14 protein-coding genes are annotated in these 19993 nt (G+C 60.2%); all 14 read left to right on the forward strand.

Annotation, left to right across the window (positions count from 1 at the left end):
• Positions 1–157: 157 nt before the first annotated feature.
• The 14 genes from P1S46_02480 to P1S46_02545 all read left to right on the forward strand — a co-directional run bounded on the left by P1S46_02480 (position 158) and on the right by P1S46_02545 (position 19983).
• Complete coding sequence (locus P1S46_02480; protein ID MDF1535351.1) at positions 158–1618, forward strand: CRTAC1 family protein; 1461 nt, start codon at positions 158–160, stop codon at positions 1616–1618.
• Positions 1619–1837: 219 nt separating this feature from the next.
• Complete coding sequence (locus P1S46_02485; protein ID MDF1535352.1) at positions 1838–2893, forward strand: hypothetical protein; 1056 nt, start codon at positions 1838–1840, stop codon at positions 2891–2893.
• Positions 2894–3018: 125 nt separating this feature from the next.
• On the forward strand, positions 3019–4860 hold the full coding sequence (locus P1S46_02490) for a NosD domain-containing protein (protein ID MDF1535353.1): 1842 nt from the start codon (positions 3019–3021) through the stop codon (positions 4858–4860).
• Positions 4857–7274: a hypothetical protein gene (locus P1S46_02495; protein MDF1535354.1), complete on the forward strand. Its 2418-nt coding sequence runs from the start codon at positions 4857–4859 to the stop codon at positions 7272–7274. Before P1S46_02490 ends, P1S46_02495 begins: the two co-directional genes overlap by 4 nt.
• A gap of 98 nt (positions 7275–7372) precedes the next feature.
• Positions 7373–8428 (forward strand): carboxypeptidase-like regulatory domain-containing protein, encoded by a 1056-nt coding sequence (locus tag P1S46_02500; GenBank protein ID MDF1535355.1) that lies wholly within the window; start codon positions 7373–7375, stop codon positions 8426–8428.
• Between the two features lie 203 nt (positions 8429–8631).
• On the forward strand, positions 8632–9597 hold the full coding sequence (locus P1S46_02505) for a carboxypeptidase-like regulatory domain-containing protein (protein ID MDF1535356.1): 966 nt from the start codon (positions 8632–8634) through the stop codon (positions 9595–9597).
• Positions 9594–11033 (forward strand): right-handed parallel beta-helix repeat-containing protein, encoded by a 1440-nt coding sequence (locus tag P1S46_02510; GenBank protein ID MDF1535357.1) that lies wholly within the window; start codon positions 9594–9596, stop codon positions 11031–11033. Before P1S46_02505 ends, P1S46_02510 begins: the two co-directional genes overlap by 4 nt.
• On the forward strand, positions 11017–12099 hold the full coding sequence (locus P1S46_02515; GenBank protein ID MDF1535358.1) for a carboxypeptidase-like regulatory domain-containing protein: 1083 nt from the start codon (positions 11017–11019) through the stop codon (positions 12097–12099). Before P1S46_02510 ends, P1S46_02515 begins: the two co-directional genes overlap by 17 nt.
• On the forward strand, positions 12096–12950 hold the full coding sequence (locus P1S46_02520; GenBank protein MDF1535359.1) for a NosD domain-containing protein: 855 nt from the start codon (positions 12096–12098) through the stop codon (positions 12948–12950). The genes P1S46_02515 and P1S46_02520 overlap by 4 nt, the downstream gene beginning before the upstream one ends.
• A gap of 356 nt (positions 12951–13306) precedes the next feature.
• Positions 13307–13831: a hypothetical protein gene (locus P1S46_02525; protein ID MDF1535360.1), complete on the forward strand. Its 525-nt coding sequence runs from the start codon at positions 13307–13309 to the stop codon at positions 13829–13831.
• Complete coding sequence (locus P1S46_02530) at positions 13828–14754, forward strand: DUF362 domain-containing protein (protein ID MDF1535361.1); 927 nt, start codon at positions 13828–13830, stop codon at positions 14752–14754. Before P1S46_02525 ends, P1S46_02530 begins: the two co-directional genes overlap by 4 nt.
• 451 nt (positions 14755–15205) lie before the next feature.
• Positions 15206–16726 carry a 4Fe-4S binding protein gene (locus P1S46_02535; protein MDF1535362.1) on the forward strand — a complete coding sequence of 507 codons (1521 nt, stop codon included), beginning with the start codon at positions 15206–15208 and terminating at the stop codon, positions 16724–16726.
• 357 nt (positions 16727–17083) lie between these two features.
• Positions 17084–18340: a cytochrome c biogenesis protein ResB gene (locus tag P1S46_02540; protein MDF1535363.1), complete on the forward strand. Its 1257-nt coding sequence runs from the start codon at positions 17084–17086 to the stop codon at positions 18338–18340.
• Between the two features lie 38 nt (positions 18341–18378).
• Complete coding sequence (locus P1S46_02545) at positions 18379–19983, forward strand: HAMP domain-containing sensor histidine kinase (GenBank protein ID MDF1535364.1); 1605 nt, start codon at positions 18379–18381, stop codon at positions 19981–19983.
• Positions 19984–19993 lie beyond the last annotated feature (10 nt).

Consider the following 19993-nt stretch of genomic DNA (forward strand, 5'->3'; position numbering starts at 1 on the left):
TTTTCGGTTCCCGTTGAGCCAAAGTCTCGCACAGACTTTGGTGATCTATCAGCAGTCATTGTAAGGAAAGGGAAAACCACGCTTTTCCCTTTCCGTGGAGCGAAAAGTCCCGGATTGGACTTTTTGCGACCCTGTCAACATTGAAAGGAGAAGAATCATGAGCATGAGGGGAGTTTCCATGTGGCCGATTGCCTTGGCGGCGGCAGTACTCCTTGTCCTTCCCACGGCGTCTTTCGCCCTTCAGTTCACGGATATCACCGACGTGGCCGGAGTGGGTGACAGGGGCCACGGGAAAGGGGTCGCCTTTGCGGATGTTGATGGCGATGGAGATCTGGATCTTTACGTCTCCAACAAGGGCGGCGAGAACGCCCTGTTCATCAACGACGGCACCGGTATCTTCGCAGCGGCAGGCCGGGAAGCGGGGGACAGGCTCGACGATCCAGGTTTTTCCATGGGCTCATGCTTCGGGGATATAGACAACGACGGTGATCAGGACCTTTACATCGTCAAGGGAGGCCGATACGAGATAGAGGCCAATCGCCTTCTCCTCAATGATGGCGGACGCTTTGTCGACGTGACCTCGAGGGCTGGCGTGGGTTCCAAGGAGTTTACCTATTCAGCCGCTTTTGCTGATGTGGACAACGACGGCTACCTGGACCTCTACCTGGCCAATTACGGTGTCGGGGCCGCCAATACCCTGTACCGGAACAACGGCGACGGGACTTTCACCGATGTGACGGTCGATGCAGGAGTCGGGGACAGGGGCTGGAGCTGGAGCGCTGTCTTTTCCGATGTGAACGGGGACGGGTTCCCGGATCTTTACGTCGTCAACGGACGGTATCCTGCCGGTGAACCGAACCGGCTTTACATCAACAACGGCGATGGTACGTTCAGGGACGCCTCACGGGATGCAGGCGTTGCCGATGGAAACTGGGGCCTGGGCGCCGCCTTCGCGGATGTCGATACCGATGGCGATTTCGACCTTTTCGTGTCCAACTATGTGGGTCCCAACAAGCTTTATCTCAACGACGGCTCGGGGGTCTTTACCGATGTTTCCGAAGCCTCCGGCCTGGCTGACGAGGGATGGGGCAAAGGTCCCTCCTTCGGCGACGTGGACCATGACGGTGACCTGGACCTTTACGAGGGTGACTGCAAGCTTGCCAACAAGCTCTACCTTAACGACGGCCGCGGCGTTTTCACAGATGTGGCTAACGAGTACCCTGTCCTGAAGAACGAAACGGTGAGAACCAAAGGGACTGCTTTTGCCGACATCGACAACGACGGTGACCTGGACCTGTACGTTGTCAACTGGGGCGTCAGCAACAAGCTGTATCGGAACGAACTCAACGATAACCGTTACCTGAAGGTCCGCCTGAAGGGGACGGTGAGTAACGCCGATGCCGTGGGCGCCAGGGTCAGTGTTTCCAGCGGCGGCAGGCTCGTCGGTGTCCAGGAGGTCAAAACCCTCACCGGGTTCTGCTCCCAGGCTCCGTTGGAACTGCATTTCGGGCTGCCCGCTTCCGGTGATTACCAGGTGGATGTGGTTTTCCCGAGCGGGCTCAAGGCTTCGGGGATCTACGAAAACGGCCAAACTGTCACTATCGTCGAGGGCAGCTGACTCTCGATCAAGGTCTGGGCGTATTGCCTGGAATTTCTGGTTAAATCAGATCCGGAAATCCTGTAGCATATGAATTTCTGGATTTAGACACGGTTCTTGCAAGGGCTGTTATTGGAAACAATGGCAGCCCTTTTTTTAAATCAGGTTGATACCTTCCTTCCAGCGATGACCCTGAGATATGAGATTTGAGATCAGGATAAGCAAACGAGACCTGCAACCATGAGAGCGCCTAAATTCTTTACAGTCGTGATCCCTTTGCTGGCTATTGTTACCGGCTGCGCTTCCACCAGGCAGCTTGCCGACAGTACGTATAATCTTATTGGAACGGCCCGATACGAGGGTAGTAGCCTGCCGTCCGGCGAGGTGATGGTTATGAGAGGCGAGCCGGGGGGAGCTGTACACAAGACTGCTGTCCTGGAAAATGGCAGTTTTGAGATAAATCTGCCTTCCGGACCCTACTTCCTGATGGGATCGAGCCAGGATACCGTTTCCGGGAAAAAACTGTTTGCCTTCTGGGCCAATAACCCCCTCCGCCTTTTTGGGGACATGACCGATGCCGTCGTCCTTCCCTTTGTTGAATCTACTCCGCCACCGGTGATCGTCGAAGGGGGAAAAGGGATCACGGGTAAGGTCCTCTTTGAAGGGAGGCCCGTTCAGGGGGCTTTGGTGGGCGTTTTCCTGGACGCGTCGGGGGAGTTCCGCGGTCTTCCGTACGCCGAAAGCGCCGCGACGGACAGTTCGGGGCGGTTCATTCTGAACGTGACGCCGGGGAGGTATTTCGTGCTGGCCCGGTTCAGGGTCCCGGGTGGATCGTTCCAGGGGCCCCTACTCAGGGGAGACCTTGCGGGGTTTTACCCCCATAACCCGGTCACTCTCAGGGAAGGGGAGGGTCTTATCGCCGACCTTCCCATGGTCAAAATAAACAGGCCGAGGGGAGAGGGATCTCTCGCCCACGGTGAGGCGATCATCATCGAGGGGTCAATTCAGACGATCACCGGCGAGCCGGCAGCAGGGATGAGGATGGTGCTTTACGACATCCCCGAGATGGTGGGCCGTCCGGCTTTCATCTCCTCACCTTCAGACGATAATGGCCGCTACCGCCTGGAGGTGTCCCGGGGCGGTCTTTTTTACGCCGCTGCCAGGTCGGTTATCGGCAGGCCCTCCGAGACAGGGGAACTCATGGGGTTTTACGACGGGACCGAGGACCATTCCCTTACCCTCGAAGTTGGGGACAGGGTTCAGGGAGTGGATATCGTTGTGAGGGAAGTATGGTGATGGACTATACGTGTGTGAGTGTGTGCGTGAGGCGTGCAGGCGTAAGGACTTTCGCACGTACGCATAAACGCTTAACGCACCTGCGATTTCATCCTGGATCCTGGATCCTGGATTCTGGATTCCTCATGGCAGCTATATTCTTGCTGCTGCTATCCAGCTGCACCGGCCCCCAGCACCGTCCTGATATCCAGGTAAACTCGATCCCGGCTGAAATTCGCCAGGACCTCACTGTTTCCGGAGATATCCGGATTCGGGGTGAGGTGAAGGTCTTTCAAGGGGCGGTTCTGACTGTCGAACCGGGGACACGGTTCCTCTTCGAGCCTTACGACCCGGACGGAGACGGCGTCAACGACTCGCGACTGGTTATCGAGGGCAGGCTCGTGGCCCGCGGAGAGCCGGACGCGCCTATCTTTTTTTCCAGCGCGGCCGAGAACCCCGAACCGGGCGATTGGCTGGAGCTTCGCATCGACCGCAGCGAGGGGACGGTTCTGGAGTACTGCGTTCTGGAGCACTCCCGCTACGGCCTGCACGTGCATTTCAGTTCAGGTGTGGTTGCCAACAGTATTTTCCGGGACAACATCGACGGGACCCGGTTCGGTACGAGCCGCTTCCTGTTTGTTAACAACGCTGTAGCGGCAAACGTGGGTAAGGGTATCAACCTGCGCGACTCCAGGATAATCATTGCCGGCAACAGCATCATAGGTAACCGCCACGGGATCTTCATCTTCGAACAAGGTTCGGAATCGTGGATTACCGGGAACGTTTTCTCAGACAACACCTCCGCGGACATCCGGTTCGGCGATTTTTACGAGGGGGACACCCCCCACATGGCGTCCAATGAGGGTCAGGAGAGGGGTGTCGTGGTCATACCTGACCGTGATGACCTTGCCGCCCTGGCCTCCGGAAGTCCGAGGCTCATGGCCGGGCCTACTGTAACCGTCTGGGAAGCGCACAGCCTCTGGGAGCGGGAGATCGGATCCTTTGTGGACGGCGGCCCTGTCCTGTTGCCCGGGAAACGTGTGGCTGTGGCCAGCTGGAAGGAGGGGATCACCGTACTGGGTGCGCAGGAAGGGAATATCCTGTCGAGGACGCCCGTGGGAGATGTGGTGGATGCCACGCCGCTTTCACACGGCTCCGCACTTCTGTTCCCTGCCTGGGACCGTACCTTCGTGAGACTGGACGTGGAAAGAGAAACCGTTTTGAAAACCGGGAAGTGGCCGGCCTCTCTTGCCGATGACCACCGGCAGGCTTCACCCGTTCTGCTGGAAGGAAAGGTCGTCCAGGGGCTCTGGAACGGTGAACTCCGGGCCATGGACCCCTGGACCCTTGAACCGGAGTGGAGTGTTCTCCTCGATGGGCCCATCCGGGCAACACCCATCGTTGAGGCTGGAAATATCCAGGTCATCACGGAGTCCGGGACCTACTACCTTGTCACCAACAAGGGAGTCATACTGGTCAAAATGCCGTTGGGCGAACCTGTCTGGTCATCCCCCGCGAGTCTCATGGATGGCCAACTTGCTGTGGTGACCAAGACAGGTATCCTGAAACTGTTCCGCGGGAGGGAAAAGAGCTGGTCCAGGAAACTCGGAGGGCCCGGTACGTACGCTTCCCCCATCGCTCTGGGCCAGCCGCCTCTGGTTTCCGCGGCTGCCGCGGACGGTAACGGTTCGCTCTACCTCTTTGACTCAGATGGAGCCCTGTTGTGGCGGACCGAGCTCGGCTCGGCCGTCCATACCTTGAGCCGTACAGAACAGACCTTGTGGGCCGGGACCGAGGACGGGATCCTTGCCGCCCTCGACCCCATGACCGGACGAGTGAGGCTACGGGTCGAGGCAGCCGGAGCCGTGCACGGCCGTCCCGCCTGGTCGGGAGGTTGGGATCCTGTTATATGGGCCGCCCGGGACGGGATCGTACGCGCGTTTGAACTGACGAGGCGCCGGGAGCCCTGGGAAGGCCCGGCCCAATGAACCAAAGGGACAATCTGGGGATCGCCATCTTTCTGGTCAGCCTCTCGGTGCTCCTTTACGAACTGACCCTGACCCGTCTGTTCTCGGTGCTCATGTGGTACCACTTCGCCTCCCTTTCCATCGCCGCGGCTCTCCTCGGTTTTGCTATCGGCGGAGTGGTCGTGCACGTAAGGCCGTCCACGGTGTCGGAAAAGCGGTTCCCGGGGAGCCTGGCTCCCTGGACCGTGGCCGCCGGCCTTTCCACCATGGCGCCTTTTCTTCTGCTGTGGGCCGCGCGGTTAAAACCAGGCATCCTGTTCCCGCTTCTGAGCTTTTTCCACCAGCCCTATTACCAGCCGTTCCGGCAGGCCCCCCCGGGACCGGACAGTGCGGTTATCCTGTCCATGGCGGTTCTTTACGCGGTCATTACCGTGCCGTTCACCGCGGCCGGTATCGCGCTTGCCGGGCTGTTCATGCGCGTGGCGAAGCGCCGCGTTGCGAAACTGTACGCGGCAGATCTTGCGGGTGCTGCCGCCGGTTGCCTGCTGTTCGTTCCGGGACTTAAGCTCCTTGGGGCTCCGTCCCTCTTGCCCCTGGCCTCCGCTTCCGCCCTCGCCGCCTCATTTTTCCTCGTAAAAAGGACCAGGCGACTGGTTATCCTGGGGGTAGCGGTTCTCCTGGTGGGAACGGCCATTTACAACGGGCCTGCCGACCGTATCGTACGAATGCCCTACGCGAGGGGACAGCTGGAACCGGATATCCGCTTCTCGGCGTGGAACGCCTTGTCCAGGGTCGTGGTCTACCCCTTGAGCCAATGGGAAGCCGAGCAGGCGTGGGGTATCGGCCGCAGGTACACCGGCCGGCACCCTGAACATATGGGGCTGCTGGTGGATGACGCCGGGTACACCCCTATCATGGAAAACACCGGGGGTGATCCCCGGCCCCAATGGGCGACCTGGCACATCATTTCCCCGGCTTTCCAGCTGCGCCCCGGAGCGAGTTCCCTTATCATCGGTCCCGGCGGCGGGCGGGATATCCTGACAGCCCTGGGCAGCGGGGCCTCCCGGGTCACAGCGGTGGAGTTAAACCCCCTCATCGTGGAGGCGGTGAACGAGCGGTTCAGGGACTTTTCGGGAGGACCGTACTCACTGCCGGGTGTCAGAACGATCATCGGAGAGGGGAGATCGAGGCTCGCGCGGGAGACGGACCTTTTTGACGTGATCCAGGCAACTTCCGTATTCGGTGAGAACAGCCCCTCAGCCGGTGCGTTTACCCTCAGCGCCAACTTTCTTTACACGAAGGAGGCGTTCCGGGAGTATTGGGATCACCTGGAAAAAGACGGAATCCTGTCACTTACCCGGTCGGTTTTCGGTCTCAGGGCGCTGCGTCTCGTGTCCCTTGCCAGAGACCTTCTCGTGGACAAGGGAGACCCCTCACCCGAAAATTCCATTGCCGTTCTGCGTGAGCGGGGTCTGGCCACGGTCCTTTTGAGAAAGGGCGGCTTCACCGAAAAGGAGATCCAGGCGCTCGGGAGCATTGCTCTTGAAAAAGGGTTTACCATCGAATACCTGCCCCGGATCGCCACAGAGGGACGGTTTGCGGATGCCGTGCGGGGTCAGGATATAACCGGCGGCCGCTTTGATATCTCGCCTCCCACCGACGACCGTCCCTTTTTCTACAACAACGTCCCCAAGTCACGGTTTTTCAATGTTTTTTTCAAACCGACGGAGCGTGGTGAAAGGCACATCATCGTATTACGGACCATGGCCGTCGGCCTTCTGTTCCCCATCGCACTCCTGTTACTCCTCCCTCTCCTCGGCAAAAAGCCAGCCGCCAGCCGACAGCGGTTCCCCCTTGCGCGGACCTCGGCCTATTTCGCCGGAATAGGGTTCGGATACATGACCATCGAGCTCACGATGATGCACCGACTTGCCCTTTTCCTGGGAAACCCGACCTATTCTCTCACCGTCGTCCTGGTTGTCCTCCTTCTTTCCTCGGCCGCCGGAAGCCTCTGGTCGGGACGCGGAGTCCGTCGCCTCGGCCGCTATCTGCCTTTGCTGTCGCTGGCATCGATCTTGCTCTCTATCGTTACGTGGGCGGTCTGCGGGGCTCTTTCACCGTCCCTGGATCTCGGGACCGGTTGGAGGATCCTCGTGACCACCGTGCTGCTGTCCCCCCAGGGGTTCGTTATGGGGATCTTTTTTCCAACGGGCCTGGTCTGGGTTTCGGAAAGGGCCGGGAACCTGGTGCCCTGGGCATGGGCGGTCAACGGCGCCACTTCGGTGGCAGGCTCTCTTGGAACGGTGATCCTGGCAATGAACTTCGGTTACTCACGGGTACTGGTGGCCGGTGCCCTCTGTTATGCCCTTACCTTTCCTCTTCTCCGGGCCATGGCCGGGAAGGGGGAAGCTGCACGAAAGGAGGTCGACCTGTGAAAAAGGTGAGATACGTCAGGCCCAGAGTAGTGGGCAGCAGCAGCGTACATCCGTGCTGAGGGGGGCGGGAGGGAAACCTCCCGCCTTGATTTCCTGCCATGAATGCAACGACCCGGAACTTCCTCTTCGCATTCCTGTTTTTCAGCACCCTTTTCGTCACCCCGCTTAAAGGGGACGGAACAGGTGTGAGCGGTCAGACACTCTTCAGGGGTAAAGGGCTGTCCGGTGTTTACGTCCAGGCTTTTGCCTTCCAGGGCGAAAGCAGCGAAGCGGCAGGGGCAGCCAACACCGGGTCGGATGGTGTGTACCATATCCCCCTGGCACCCGGTTCCTACCGGATCACGGCCCGCAAGCGGCCGGAGGGGCCGGGATCGGGCGGGATGCTCTTTGCCTCCACCGGGGACATCCCTGTTGTCGTGAACTCCGGATCCATGGAGCTGCCACCCCTTATCCTTACCGATTCGGGGGGGGCTGGAAGCGCCGGGACGGGAGAGACCAGGGTTACCGGAGCCGTCTTCAGTGACGGGGCTCCCCTTGCCGGGGCGTACGTGTACTTCTATCCGGGGAGCGTTCGCCGTGGCCCCGGGTACGTGGCGAGAGCGAGGACGGGGGAAGGAGGAAACTACGAGGCTTCCCTGTCCCCCGGTTCGTACACCGTGACCGTCAGGTTCGGTTGGTCCGGTGACGGCATGGGTACCGTCGATGTGGGCGACCTGGTGGGAGAGTACCCGGGGAGCCCCCTGGCGGTGGGCAAGGAGGCTATCGACCTGGGGCGTCTGGACACGCGCCCCGTGGACAGGGGATCGTGGGAAAAATATCGCTGGGCGGTTTCGGCGGCCTCGATAACCGTCGAGGGTGTGGTAAGAGATGAGAACCGTTCACCGTTGGCCGGCGCCTACGTGTTCCTTTACGCGGATCACAGGATGGTGGGTAAACCGTATGCCATTTCCCCGCCGACTGCCAGGGACGGACGCTATTCCCTGTCGGTTGATACTCCGGGTACATACTACCTTGGAGCCAGGACAAGGTTTGGCGGACCGGTGGAGCCGGGTGAGTTCATGGGGGCGTGGGGTGGGGATAGCGCTGAGCCGCTGGTGTTGGAGATTGGTACTTCGTCGCCTTCGCTGGATATTACGGTAAGAGAGGTCTGGTAATGAAGCGTTCGTGTGTGCGTGATTGCGTGACGCGTGTATCCGTAAAAGCATTCGCACGTACGCACCAACGCTCAACACCCGTACGTCAAACACCGGAATCGGCACGGAACAGGGTTGCCGGACTTTGCCGCTATATCTGGATCGTATTTAGCCTGGCAGCCGCACTGGCCGTATTCCCCGGGATTATCCGTGCAGATTCAGGAGTGCACGGTCGCGTCGCATGGCGGGGAGAACTGGTGGAGGGTGTCGTCATCCAGGCCTTCAAGGACGGGAGCGGCGACTACATGTCAGATCCGGCAGCCGTTTCCGATCCCACCACCACCGACGGCACGTACCGCCTGGAGCTTCCCCCCGGCCAGTACACGCTGGTGGCAAGGAGCCCCGGCGTGGAGGGCCGACGGCCCGGTCCCGGCGACTACTTCTGCTACTACAGCGGAAGCCCCGTCACCGTGAATGCGGGCGCCTGGACGCCTGTCGGTTTCAACCTGGTCAAGGTAAAGCTCGAAGACCGGCAAAAAGGGGATTCGAGCAGGATCGACGGTGTGGTCACCTACCAGGACCAGCCTCTCGAGAGGCTGTACCTCTACCTTTACGAAAAGGCTGATGACGCTTTTCGCGGACCTGGCCTTGCCACGATCCCGGTGGGCTCGGGAGGCCGGTTCCGCGCTTCGGTGAGACCCGGAAGCTATTTTCTCATTGCCCGCAAACGGCTGAAGGGAGGCATGTACGGCCCCATGGAGATCGGGGATTATTTCAACTACTACCCCGGAAACCCCGTGGTGGTCGGCGAGTCGGAAACAGTTAATCTGAACCTGGAAACGGTGACCCGGATCAGTCAGCTGGAGGAAGGGGAACCGCCGCCCCCATCGGTTCGCGGACAAATAGTCGATCCTGCGGGGCTGCCGGTCAGTGGAGTGCGGGTCCTCGCCTACCTCCCCGATGAGACAAAGGGAAGGCCCCTGTACTTTTCCGCACCGAGCGGACCGGACGGCCGGTTCACCCTCATGATTCCGAGGCCGGGAGAGTACACCCTGGTGGCCAGGGAGCGTTTCGGGGGGCCGGCCTTGCCGGATGAGTTTTCAGGGGGCCAGGGCGGCGGAACGGTCAAGGTCAGGCCCGGGGAGGAAACGGTGACCTCCATCGTGGTCAGGAAGGAAAAGGCGCAGTGAAAGTGACACGGTTTCTCGCCGCGCTGGTCTCGGCAGCCCTGTTGACCGGTCTTGCGGCTGCGCAGCTACATTCCGCCCCAACGGATCCGGATACGGTTTCCGGGCCAGACACTATCCCGGCCGAGATCACCGGTGAAGTGATCCTGGAAGGGGCGCTCGTCCTCGAAGGGGATGTGATGGTCAAAGGGGGAGCCGTGCTCACGATCCTGGCCGGGTCGGTTGTGCGGCCGCGGCCCGGTTCGGGCATGACCGTTCAGGGACAGCTCAGGATCCAGGGGGAAAAGGGCCGTCCCGTGGTGATCGTCCCGTCGGAAGGGGTTCAGTGGAAAGGGATCACCTTCCTGAGCGGGGCCGAGGGGACCGTCACCTGGGTCGAGATAGGCGGTGCCGGGACCGCCCTGAGCCTCATCGCCAGCCGGTTGTCCATCGACGATGCGTTCGTCTCGGGTTCGAAAACAGCCATCCACCTGGTTCGTGAGGCTTCGGCACAGATCACGGACTGTCAGTTGAAGGATAACCAGATCGGCATCGCCGTGGATATGAAATCGGTGGGCCGGGTTTCAGGCTGCCTGTTCGAGGGCAACGAGGTAGGATTGGGGATCGCTTCGGGCGGAGTGCCGGAGATCTCAGGCAACCGGTTCGTGGGCAACAGCCTCGGTATCCAGGTCCACCAGCGGTATCCGGGGAAGATCGAGGGGAACCTTTTCAGGGAGAACAAGGCCGGGATCAGGCTCTACCAGAACGGCCCGGACACTATTGTCGAGAAAAACCGGTTCGTGGATAATCAGGATGCCTCTGTCCTCGCCCTGTCGTACACCTCCCCGACCATCCGCAATAACTTCATGTCCGGGGGGAAATACGGGATCTTCGTCAACCAGTTCTCCTCTCCGCGCATCCTGGACAACCGCATCGAGAAGATGGAAGAAGCGGTCCACCTCAACAAGAAGAACGCCTCTGAATTTGTGGGCAACGTAGTAGCCGATTCAAAGGTGGGGCTGTTCTGTGATTTTTCCTCCTACCCGCGCATCAGGGACAACCTGTTCGCGGGCAACGACCTGCACATCAAATTGGGGAAGTTCCAGTCCTCCAACTGGGAGGGCAGGGCCGGTTCCAAACGGCTGGTCATGCAGGCGGCTACCCGGGCCGGCAGCCGCAACCCCAGGCTGGCCGAGGGGCCCGAGGAGTTTCCCGAGGCGGTGGATGCCACCGGAAACTGGTGGGACAAAAAAACCTTGCGGGAGATGAAAAACAAGGGGGAGGCGGTGGAGATATCGACCCTTTACGATGGCCACGATCTGGACAAGGTGACCTACGAAGGGTTCGGAGATGAGAGCTACACCCTCGACAAGGTCCTGTATTGGCCGGCCCTGGAGAAAGAGCCCGTTACGGCGGGGCTCAAAGGCTGGAAAGGAAACTCCGGTGAACTGGGGTTCTGATCGAAAAAACGGGATCATGGTCTCCCGGATCTGTACGGAAGCGGTTTTTTTCCTTGTACTTCTTTTTGTCTCCCGTGTTTTCGCCGGCGGAGTGGATGGCCGGCTGGTGACGGGGACCGGATCGGTGGAAAACGGGGTTGTCCAGGCCTACAGGTCGGTGGATTTTTCCCAAAAACCGGTGGCCGTTTCCTCTCCCACCGGTCCTGACGGGAAGTACAGCCTCGAGGTCGGTCCGGGGACCTGGTACCTGGCTTCCGAAGCCGGTCAGCTATGGTCTTATTGCGGCCAGAACCCCGTGACCGTGTCGGAAGATGACCGCCCGTGGATCGGTTTTATCCTGGAACGGTGGCCGGCGCCGGTATACACCGAAGCGGAAGGAAACTCTTACGACGGGGCTCTTTCAGGGACCGTTCTCATTGATGGCGCTCCCGGCGACAAGGTCAACGTGACCCTCTATTTTGATGATTCCGACGGTTTCAGGGGGATGGGCTTTCTGCGGGCACCGCCCACCGGCCCCGACGGCCGTTTCAGGCTGGACATGGTGCCTGAAGGACGCTATTACCTCATCGCCAGGAAACGGGGATCCGGGCAGGGCGTGGGGCCGATGTTGAAAGGGGACCTCATCGCCTACTATCGGCATAACCCCGTCCAGGTTACCGCCGGGAAGGTGGTGGAGGTGGCCCTGCCCCTGACACCCAAGCGGCAGGACCGTGACATCAACGCGGCGCCGGGTCTGTCCGGGCAGCCCGGATTCGGCGGTACTGTGACCGATGGGAAGGGACGTCCTGTTTCCGGTGTCCACGTCTTCGCCTACCTCGAACCGGAAATGGGACATCACAAGCCTGCGGGCCTCTCTTCACTGACGGACATCCAGGGCAGGTACACCATTACCCTGCCCGGACCAGGTAAGTATTACGTCGGCGCCAGGGATGGCTACGGCGACAACCCGGCCCCCGGTGAGCTTTTCGGGCATTATCAGGGGACCCCCGATCACAGCCTTCTCCTCAAGGCAGGGCAGACCCTGGAAAGTGTGGATATCGTGGTTGAAGGGGTCCTGGTGCCGTGAGGTTCATAAGCGTTCAAACTGTTCTGGTCCTGGCGGCGGGATTCTGGATGCCGGTCGTTGCGGCGGCGGATATCACTCCGGTCGTCCAGGTGGTTTCCGGGGAAACAACCTGGGAAGGCGACGTGCTGATAGACGGGGTCGTCATCGTCACCCAAACGGGTATCCTGACCGTCAGGGCCGGGACCACCGTACGGTTCGTTCCCAGGGATGACGACTCGGACGGTATCGGGGACAGCGAACTCAGGGTGGAAGGGGAACTGAAGGTCCAGGGCACACCCGATGACCCGGTCCTGTTCACCTCGGCTGCCGCGGCCCCCGAACCGGCCGACTGGAAATATGTCATGGTCAACCACGCTCACGGGGTCTCGATGGCAAACAGTGTGATCGAGTACGCTTACAGCGGAGTCCAGGTCCACTACACGCGCGGTGTTTTTACCGGCCTGACGGCCAGGCACAACGTGGACGGGTTCCGGTTCTCCACGGCACAGGTGTCCCTGACAGGCAGCCTGCTCATCGAAAATGAGAACGGCATCCGGTTCGAAGAGCGCGGGGCCGGCGCCGACATCCGGAAAAACCGGATTGTCCGTAACCGTGTGGGCGTGTTCGCCGTCGTGAAATGCCGCGGCCTGACGGTCTTTGCCGAAAACGCCGTCGAGGAGAACAGCGACTACAACGTCAAGCTGGGTATCGACCAGTCCGAGGACCTCCCGATGGCCGGCAACTGGTGGGGAAAAGCGGAAGCCGCTGCCATAGAGTCTGGATTCTTCGATGGAAGAGTGGAGGAAGGGTTGGGCAAGGTGCTGTTTGAGCCTTTTCTAACGGATAGACCGGCATTGGCTCGAACTCGATGACACGGGGACGCGGGGACGCGAGGGAAGAGCGGTATGGGAGTAAGGGGGTATGGGGGGAAGAGCAGACGCGGGGACGCGGAGAGGGGGAGACGCGGCGACTGAGCGGCTGTGTTTGTCACTGCGAACCGATTCTGAGTGAAGCAGTCTCAGAAAAGGCTTGCCAGAGCGTTCACCAGACACGGAGCTCACGGAGAAGAACCGGAAAATGGGAAAAGAGAAGTGGGGAGAAAACCAAAGAGGCGAATGACATGGTGATGCAAAGGTTAATAAATCAACTTCTGGTAATGGTCATTATAGTTATTACCTTTACTATTACCATCCCTCACGTTTCCCACGCTTGCGTGGGAAGAAAACTGGTGCTCGGTTCCCTGGAGGATGACCGGCAGGGCATGGTTGTCCGGATCCTCTCCATCCTGATCCACGAGCGCACCGGCACCACGGTGGAGGTCAAGTTCTTCACTGATCGTGAAAAGCTCCTGGCCCAGGTCGCCAAGGGGAAGGTGGACCTTTACATCGACCACGTGGACGCTGCCCTTTCGCGCTACGGGGAGGAATGGGGGACCTTGTCCCCGGAAGATCGGTTCCGGCGCATTAAAAAGCGGTTCGAGGAGGAACTCAACCTCATCTGGCTAAAGCCCATGGGGTATTCGGGACGGGAGACAGGTGATGCCTCTCCGGGAACGGCTTCCCAAGGAGCAGCTTCGGTGGTCGTCCACAAGGAAACTCTCAAGAAGTTTCCGGCCCTGCCCCGGCTCCTCGAGAAGATAGGCACCAAGGTTGTCCTGGACGACGGGCGTCTCGACAGCCTTGTTTTAAAGGGGAAGGCCACGAAACCGGCCAGCGTCGCCAGGGAGTACCTCAAGGAGGTCAAGCTCATATGAGTTTTTCCCAAGGCGGCGTGACCCGGCGTCAGTTCCTCAAGGGGGCTGTGGCCCTGTTGGCCATGCCTGGCGCGGTCATCGGTCCCGGAGGGAGCGCGGCCGCGGCGCCCGGCGGGATCTCCACCCTCTCGGTGGCCGAGGGCCCGGACCCTTACGCCATCACCGTGGAAGCTGTCGAAAAGCTGGGAGGAATGGCCGCTTTTGTCAACAAGGGGGATCGCGTTCTGGTCAAACCCAATATCGGGTGGGACCGGCGGGTGGAGCAGGCCGCCAACACCCATCCAGAGGTCGTTCGGGCCCTGGCCGAGATGTGTCTTGCGGCCGGTGCGCAGAAGGTCGTCATCCTCGACCGGAGCTGCAACGACGCCCGGCGCTGTTACCGGACCAGCGGCATGCAGGAGATGGCCGAAAAGCTTCCCGGCGGCAAGGTGAGCCTGGATCACGTATTGAACAACCGGTTCGTCAACACCGCTATCCCCATGGGCGTTTCGGTGAAGAGCTGGCCACTTTACGAGGAGGCGCTCAAGGCCGACGCCATCATCAATGTCCCGGTGGCCAAACATCACAGCATCAGCCGTCTGACTCTGGGGATGAAGAACCTCATGGGCCTCATGGGGGGCAACCGGGGCACCTTTCACTCGGGGATCGGGCAGAAACTGGCCGACCTGACCTCTGTGCTCATGCCGGAACTGACGGTTTTAGACGCCACCAGGATCCTTGTGCGCAACGGCCCTACCGGGGGGCGCATGGAGGACGTCAGGGTCCTGGACCGGGTTGCGGCCAGCGCCGATCCCGTGGCCATCGACGCTTACGGGGCGACCCTTTTCGATGTCAGGGCTGAGGATCTGTCCTTCGTGACCGCCGCCTACAGGATGGGGCTCGGTGAGATGGACCTGGGAAAAGTTCGCATTCTGAGGTCCTGACGCGGAGACACGGAGAAAAACAGTATCGGCGCATCGGGGTGTCGGAGTATCGGGGAAAAGGCGCGATCGTCATTCCGGAAATCACACGTTCCGCGTGATTATCCGGAATCCATATTTCGCTGGACGGCACGAAGATGAAGGGCAACGCGTCGAAGCGCAAAGCGATGAGCTATGGCTGCATGGAGAAGAGGGCTGCTGACCTTAAATGGAAACCACGAATAGCTTGAAAAAAGGATAATGGGTAAATCACCACAGTGATTTACCCATTGGATAGAAATAGTTAACAGTAAAAACGTTAAAAAGATCTTCCGCAAAATTCACTAGCAGCGTGTCACGGTTTCCCGACACGCTGCTAGTGAGTCACAGTCCAAAAGTGACGAACTGGTGGTGAATGATTTTGAAATTAATGTCCAGAAGTAGCGGTCACACTGCTGCAATGCGCAAGATACGCATGATTTCCCAGTGGATCTTCGGGATCCTGTTCGTGGTCCTGTTTTTCAATACCCGGTACACGGGTGACGACGTCATCTCCTGGCCGGTGAACGCGTTCTTTACCATCGATCCGCTGGCCGGGATCACCGCCATGGCCGCAGGCCGGCGGCTCCTGGGTTTTTTCTGGCCTGTGCTGATCCTGGTCCCTCTCACACTCCTGGTCGGGCGGGCGTTCTGCGGCTGGATCTGTCCCATGGGCGGGTTGCTGGACATGTTCGGCCGGGTAAGCCAGGTCAGGTCGCCCGGACCGGTGGGCAGGTTTTACCCGGTCAAGGACATCCTCCTTGTCATCCTGCTCCTGTCCTCTGTGTTCGCCGTGAACCTTTCCGGCCTGTTCGATCCCCTGTCCATCCTCATCCGGAGCCTCGCCATGGGCGTGGTCCACCCCCTGGAAAGGTCCATCCATGGCGTTTTCGATCTGGCGTGGAAGGCCGGACCCCCTGTAAGCACCCTCACTGAACCGGTGTACCGGTTTTTAACGCAGCATCTCCTGTCTTTCCAGCTGCCCGTTTTCCGTTACACGATCCTGTTCCTGCTGATCCTTGTTCTCATCGTCCTTCTTGAACTCAGGGAACGCCGTTTCTGGTGCCGCAACCTGTGTCCACTGGGTGCCTTTTTCGGATGGTGCTCCACGGCAGGCCCCCTGGGACTTTCCATCGAAAAACCGGCCTGTACCGCCTGCGGCCAGTGCACGCCAACCTGCCGAATGGGAGCGATCACAGGTGAGGGGAAGCGGGAGATCCGGAAACGGGACTGTATCCTGTGCTACGACTGCATCGGTTTCTGCGAGGACGGACTCATCGCTCACAGGCCGGCACCTGCTGTCAGCCAGGGCCAGGTGACCCCTCTTCTACCCATGACAAGGAGAGGCTTTCTGGGAGCAGCCGGGGCGGGGGTTCTGCTGCCCCTCACCATGGGCAGGGCAGCCAACCCCGACGGCCTTCCGGCGGACCTCATCCGTCCGCCCGGCGCGGCCCCCGAGAACCGTTTCCTGGGACTTTGCCTCCGCTGCGGGGAATGCATGAGGGTGTGCCTGACAAACGGTCTGCAGCCCACCCTTTTCGAGGCGGGGGCGGAAGCCATGTGGACGCCGCGGCTGGTTTCACGTCTCGGCTACTGCGAATATTCGTGCACCCTGTGCGGACAGGTCTGCCCCACCGGAGCCATCGCTCACCTGGACACCGTGAGAAAGCGAACGGTCTGTATCGGGACGGCGATCATCGACCGGGACCGCTGTATTCCCTTTGTCAAACCGGAGCAGTGCATGGTTTGCGAGGAACACTGCCCGACGCCGGAAAAGGCCATCGTTTTTGACGACGTCCCGGTCGAAGGGGCTGACGGGCCTGTCATCGTGAAAAGACCCCGTGTCATCGAGGACCTCTGCATCGGCTGCGGGATATGCGAGAACAAGTGCCCCCTGGACAGCCGGTCGGCCATCGTAATGGTGAGGGATGGGGAGGATCGAGCTGTGGATTCCTGAGAAGGAATCCACAGCTCGAAGTATACAGTCTTCAGTGAACTACTCACTGTAACCCAGACAGAAATTTAACAGTATTACGGTTGGACCTATATTTTTTTGGGCTTTGATGACAGAATATTGTCAGCCTGCCGGTGGTGACGGAAAGTTAACAAAAGACAGTGAACCGTGAAGGATGAACAGTGATGGACTCGCAAAAAGTCCATCAACGCGCCCCGCGCGGGGCGCCCAAATCAATGACTCACACTGTAAGTCATTGATTTGTAAGGAAAGGGAAAACGACGCTTTTCCCTTTCCGTGGAGCGAAAAGTCCCGGATTGGACTTTTTGCGACCCTATTAACAGTGAACCGTAGGAATAAATGAAACAGTTCCTTAACAGACTCGGCTCCCCCAAACTGACCCTGACACTGTTTCTCCTTCTGGCCGTCATGTCCGCCTTTGGGACTTTCCTCCCTCAAGGGCCGGATACCGGGAGATGGGAGGAGATCCTGGGTTCTGCCGGCGCCCGGATCGCCGCAGCCGCCGGACTTGTCGACTTTTTTCACTCCCCGTGGTTCGGGCTCCTGCTGGTCGGTTTGTGCGTGAATATGGTCGCCTGCATGTGGGGCCGGATTCCCGGCATGGTGAGTTCCTACAGGGGAAAGGCGGCCCTCGGGAGGGCGTCCGTTCTGGACCTTCCCGACGGCGATCGATCAGAACACCGCCTCATCGCTGTTTTGCGGTCCCATGGGTTCAGGGAGAGCGGGCACGACCCGGACCGCCTTTTCCACAGGTGGGCCGTCAGCTACCTTTTTATCCTTTTCACCCACGTGAGCCTGCTCATCGTCATGATCGCTTCCGTTGCCGGCTCTGCACTCGGTTTTGTCATGACCCAGCGGATCTACGTCGGGGATACCGCGGGCACCGCCTTCAGCTGGAAGGTGATGGACGAGGTGCCTCTGCCCTTCGAGGTGCGGGTCGACGACCTGGTGGTCGTCCCCAACGTGGTGGGCGTGAGGCTGGGTGTGTTGAAAATAGATACGGGTGAGAAGGGAAAATTGATCACCACCCATGAGGGGGCTTCCTTTACCGTGCCCGGCCTTGCCGGACGGGTGACACTGGACCGCTTCCACACGGAGGAAAAGGGGTTCACGGCTCGCTGGTCCGGAGCCGGGGGGACGACCTTCGGTGCCGGCGAACAGATCGGCCAGTCCGGACTGGCCCTGGTCCCGGTAGCCTATGCGACATGGCCTGAGCGCCAGGTTCTGGCGCCGGCTGCCCTTCTCGTGGACGGGCTTGAAGTGGCGTCCGGTGAGATATCCATAAACCACCCCATGACCCGGGACGGGGTAAGGATCTATCTCACCGATTACGGGAAAGACCGGTTCGGCCTGCCCTACGTGGGTTTCCAGTTCGTCAGGGATCCGGGCGAGATGGGGGTGTGGATCGGAAGCGTCCTGTTCCTCCTGGGTGCCACCGGTGCCGTTTTTACCCGTCACAGCTGCGCCGTTGTGATCCGGGAGGGAGGGCGCCTTCGTGTGCACCTCTCTTCACGCGGTGACAGGGACAAGATCATCGGGCAGCTCCTGAAAGCGCTGGATGAAGGTAACCGTCCGGGAACCTTGTCGGACTCCTGAAAAAGAAACGGTTTGTCTGTGGAGGTTAACCTGCTGTCATGAAGGACAGGGCGAATTTCAACAATCATACCCGAAATCCGGCTTCGGACGAAGTCCACGGCGGATTCCGGGTGTTGAGGCTTAGCTGGCCCAGAAAGATCCTTCTTTACTCCACCCTTATCGTGGCGGGCTCGGTGTTCCTGACCGCTATCGCCACCGTCCGTACGGCTGCTCATCTCTGGGAGGAGGAGTTCCTGGAGCGAAACTCCGCCTATGCAAGGTACACGAGCCTGGATGTCCTCAGGGCTTTCGGCGGACAGTTCGCGGGCGGGACCGATCCCAGGGTATCCGGTGCGGTGGCCAATATCACCAGGGGCAACGAGGATCTCCTGGGGATCATGATCCTCACGGAGAGCGGTCGGGCCCTTTTTTCAACACCTGGATGGAAAGAGGACCTGAAAACAGGCGCCTGGCCCCATGGCGCGGATGAGGCGGTCCAGGCGGTCGTCGGCTCCACGGAGCCTGTCGCCAGGAGTTTCCAGGCAAACGGTCAGCGGTACCTCGATGTGCTCTCACCGGTGACCGATCTCGGCGGTGTGAGACCGGTAGCCGTCCGGTACCTGTTCGGGTACTCCTCCCTTGATCTGAAAACGGCTGACCTCGTCCAGAGGGTGGTCCTCGTATCTCTCGGTCTCATGGTGATGGTAGCCGCCCTTTCGGCCTTCCTGTCTCGGGGACTGACCCGGCCTGTCTCGATATTGACCTCCTCGGCCCGGAGGATTGCGGAAGGGGACCGGGACCTCCGCATTCAACTTTCCACCGGCGACGAGATCGAGGAGCTGTCCCTGCAGTTCAACAACATGCTCCAGTCCCTCGCCGAACACCGGTCGAGCCTCGAGGAGGCCAACCGGGAGCTGCGGGAAGCGAACCTTCAGCTCACGGATCTCCAGGCGCAGCTCATCCGCTCGGAGAGGCTGGCCGCCCTGGGACAGCTGTCGGCCGGTGTCAGCCACGAACTGGACAACCCCATCGGGGTGATCATGGGATACGCGGAGCTTCTAATGGAAGAGGCCCCGTCCGCCGGCCCCCTGGGGGAGTATGCGGTGGTGATCCGGGACGAGGCGAAAAGGTGCAAAAGGATCATCGCCGGGCTCCTGGATTTTTCCCGCCCCAGCCGGGGGACTGCGGAGCTGGTGGATCTGAAGATCCTCGTCACGAAACTGGTTGATCAGCTCAGGGAGCAAAGACCGTTCAGGCGTATCGCATGGGATATGGAGTCCACCGGAAGGCAGCCGGTGGTGCGGGCTGACCCGGATTCCCTCAGGCAGGTCCTGGTGAACCTCATCCTGAACGCTTCCCAGTCCATGGGAGGAGAGGGGACCATCACCGTGGCAATTCTGGAGGTGGAGGTCGAGGGGATTCAAGGGTACCTGATACGGATCGGCGATACCGGCTCCGGTGTTCCTGAAGGCATGGAGGAACGGGTGTTCGACCCGTTTTACACCACCAAGCGGCGAGGAGAGGGAACCGGACTCGGACTTTCCATCTGCCGGAAGCTGGTGGAGGAGGCCGATGGGTGGGCCCGCTGTGTGCCCGGTCCCGACGGCGCCTTCGAGATCTGGCTGCCCATTGCCGGATCAGGGGCCCAAAGCAGCTCCTGTTAAAGCGGCAAAG

The sequence above is a fragment of the bacterium genome (assembly GCA_029210545.1).
Lineage (GTDB): Bacteria > BMS3Abin14 > BMS3Abin14 > BMS3Abin14 > BMS3Abin14 > JARGFV01.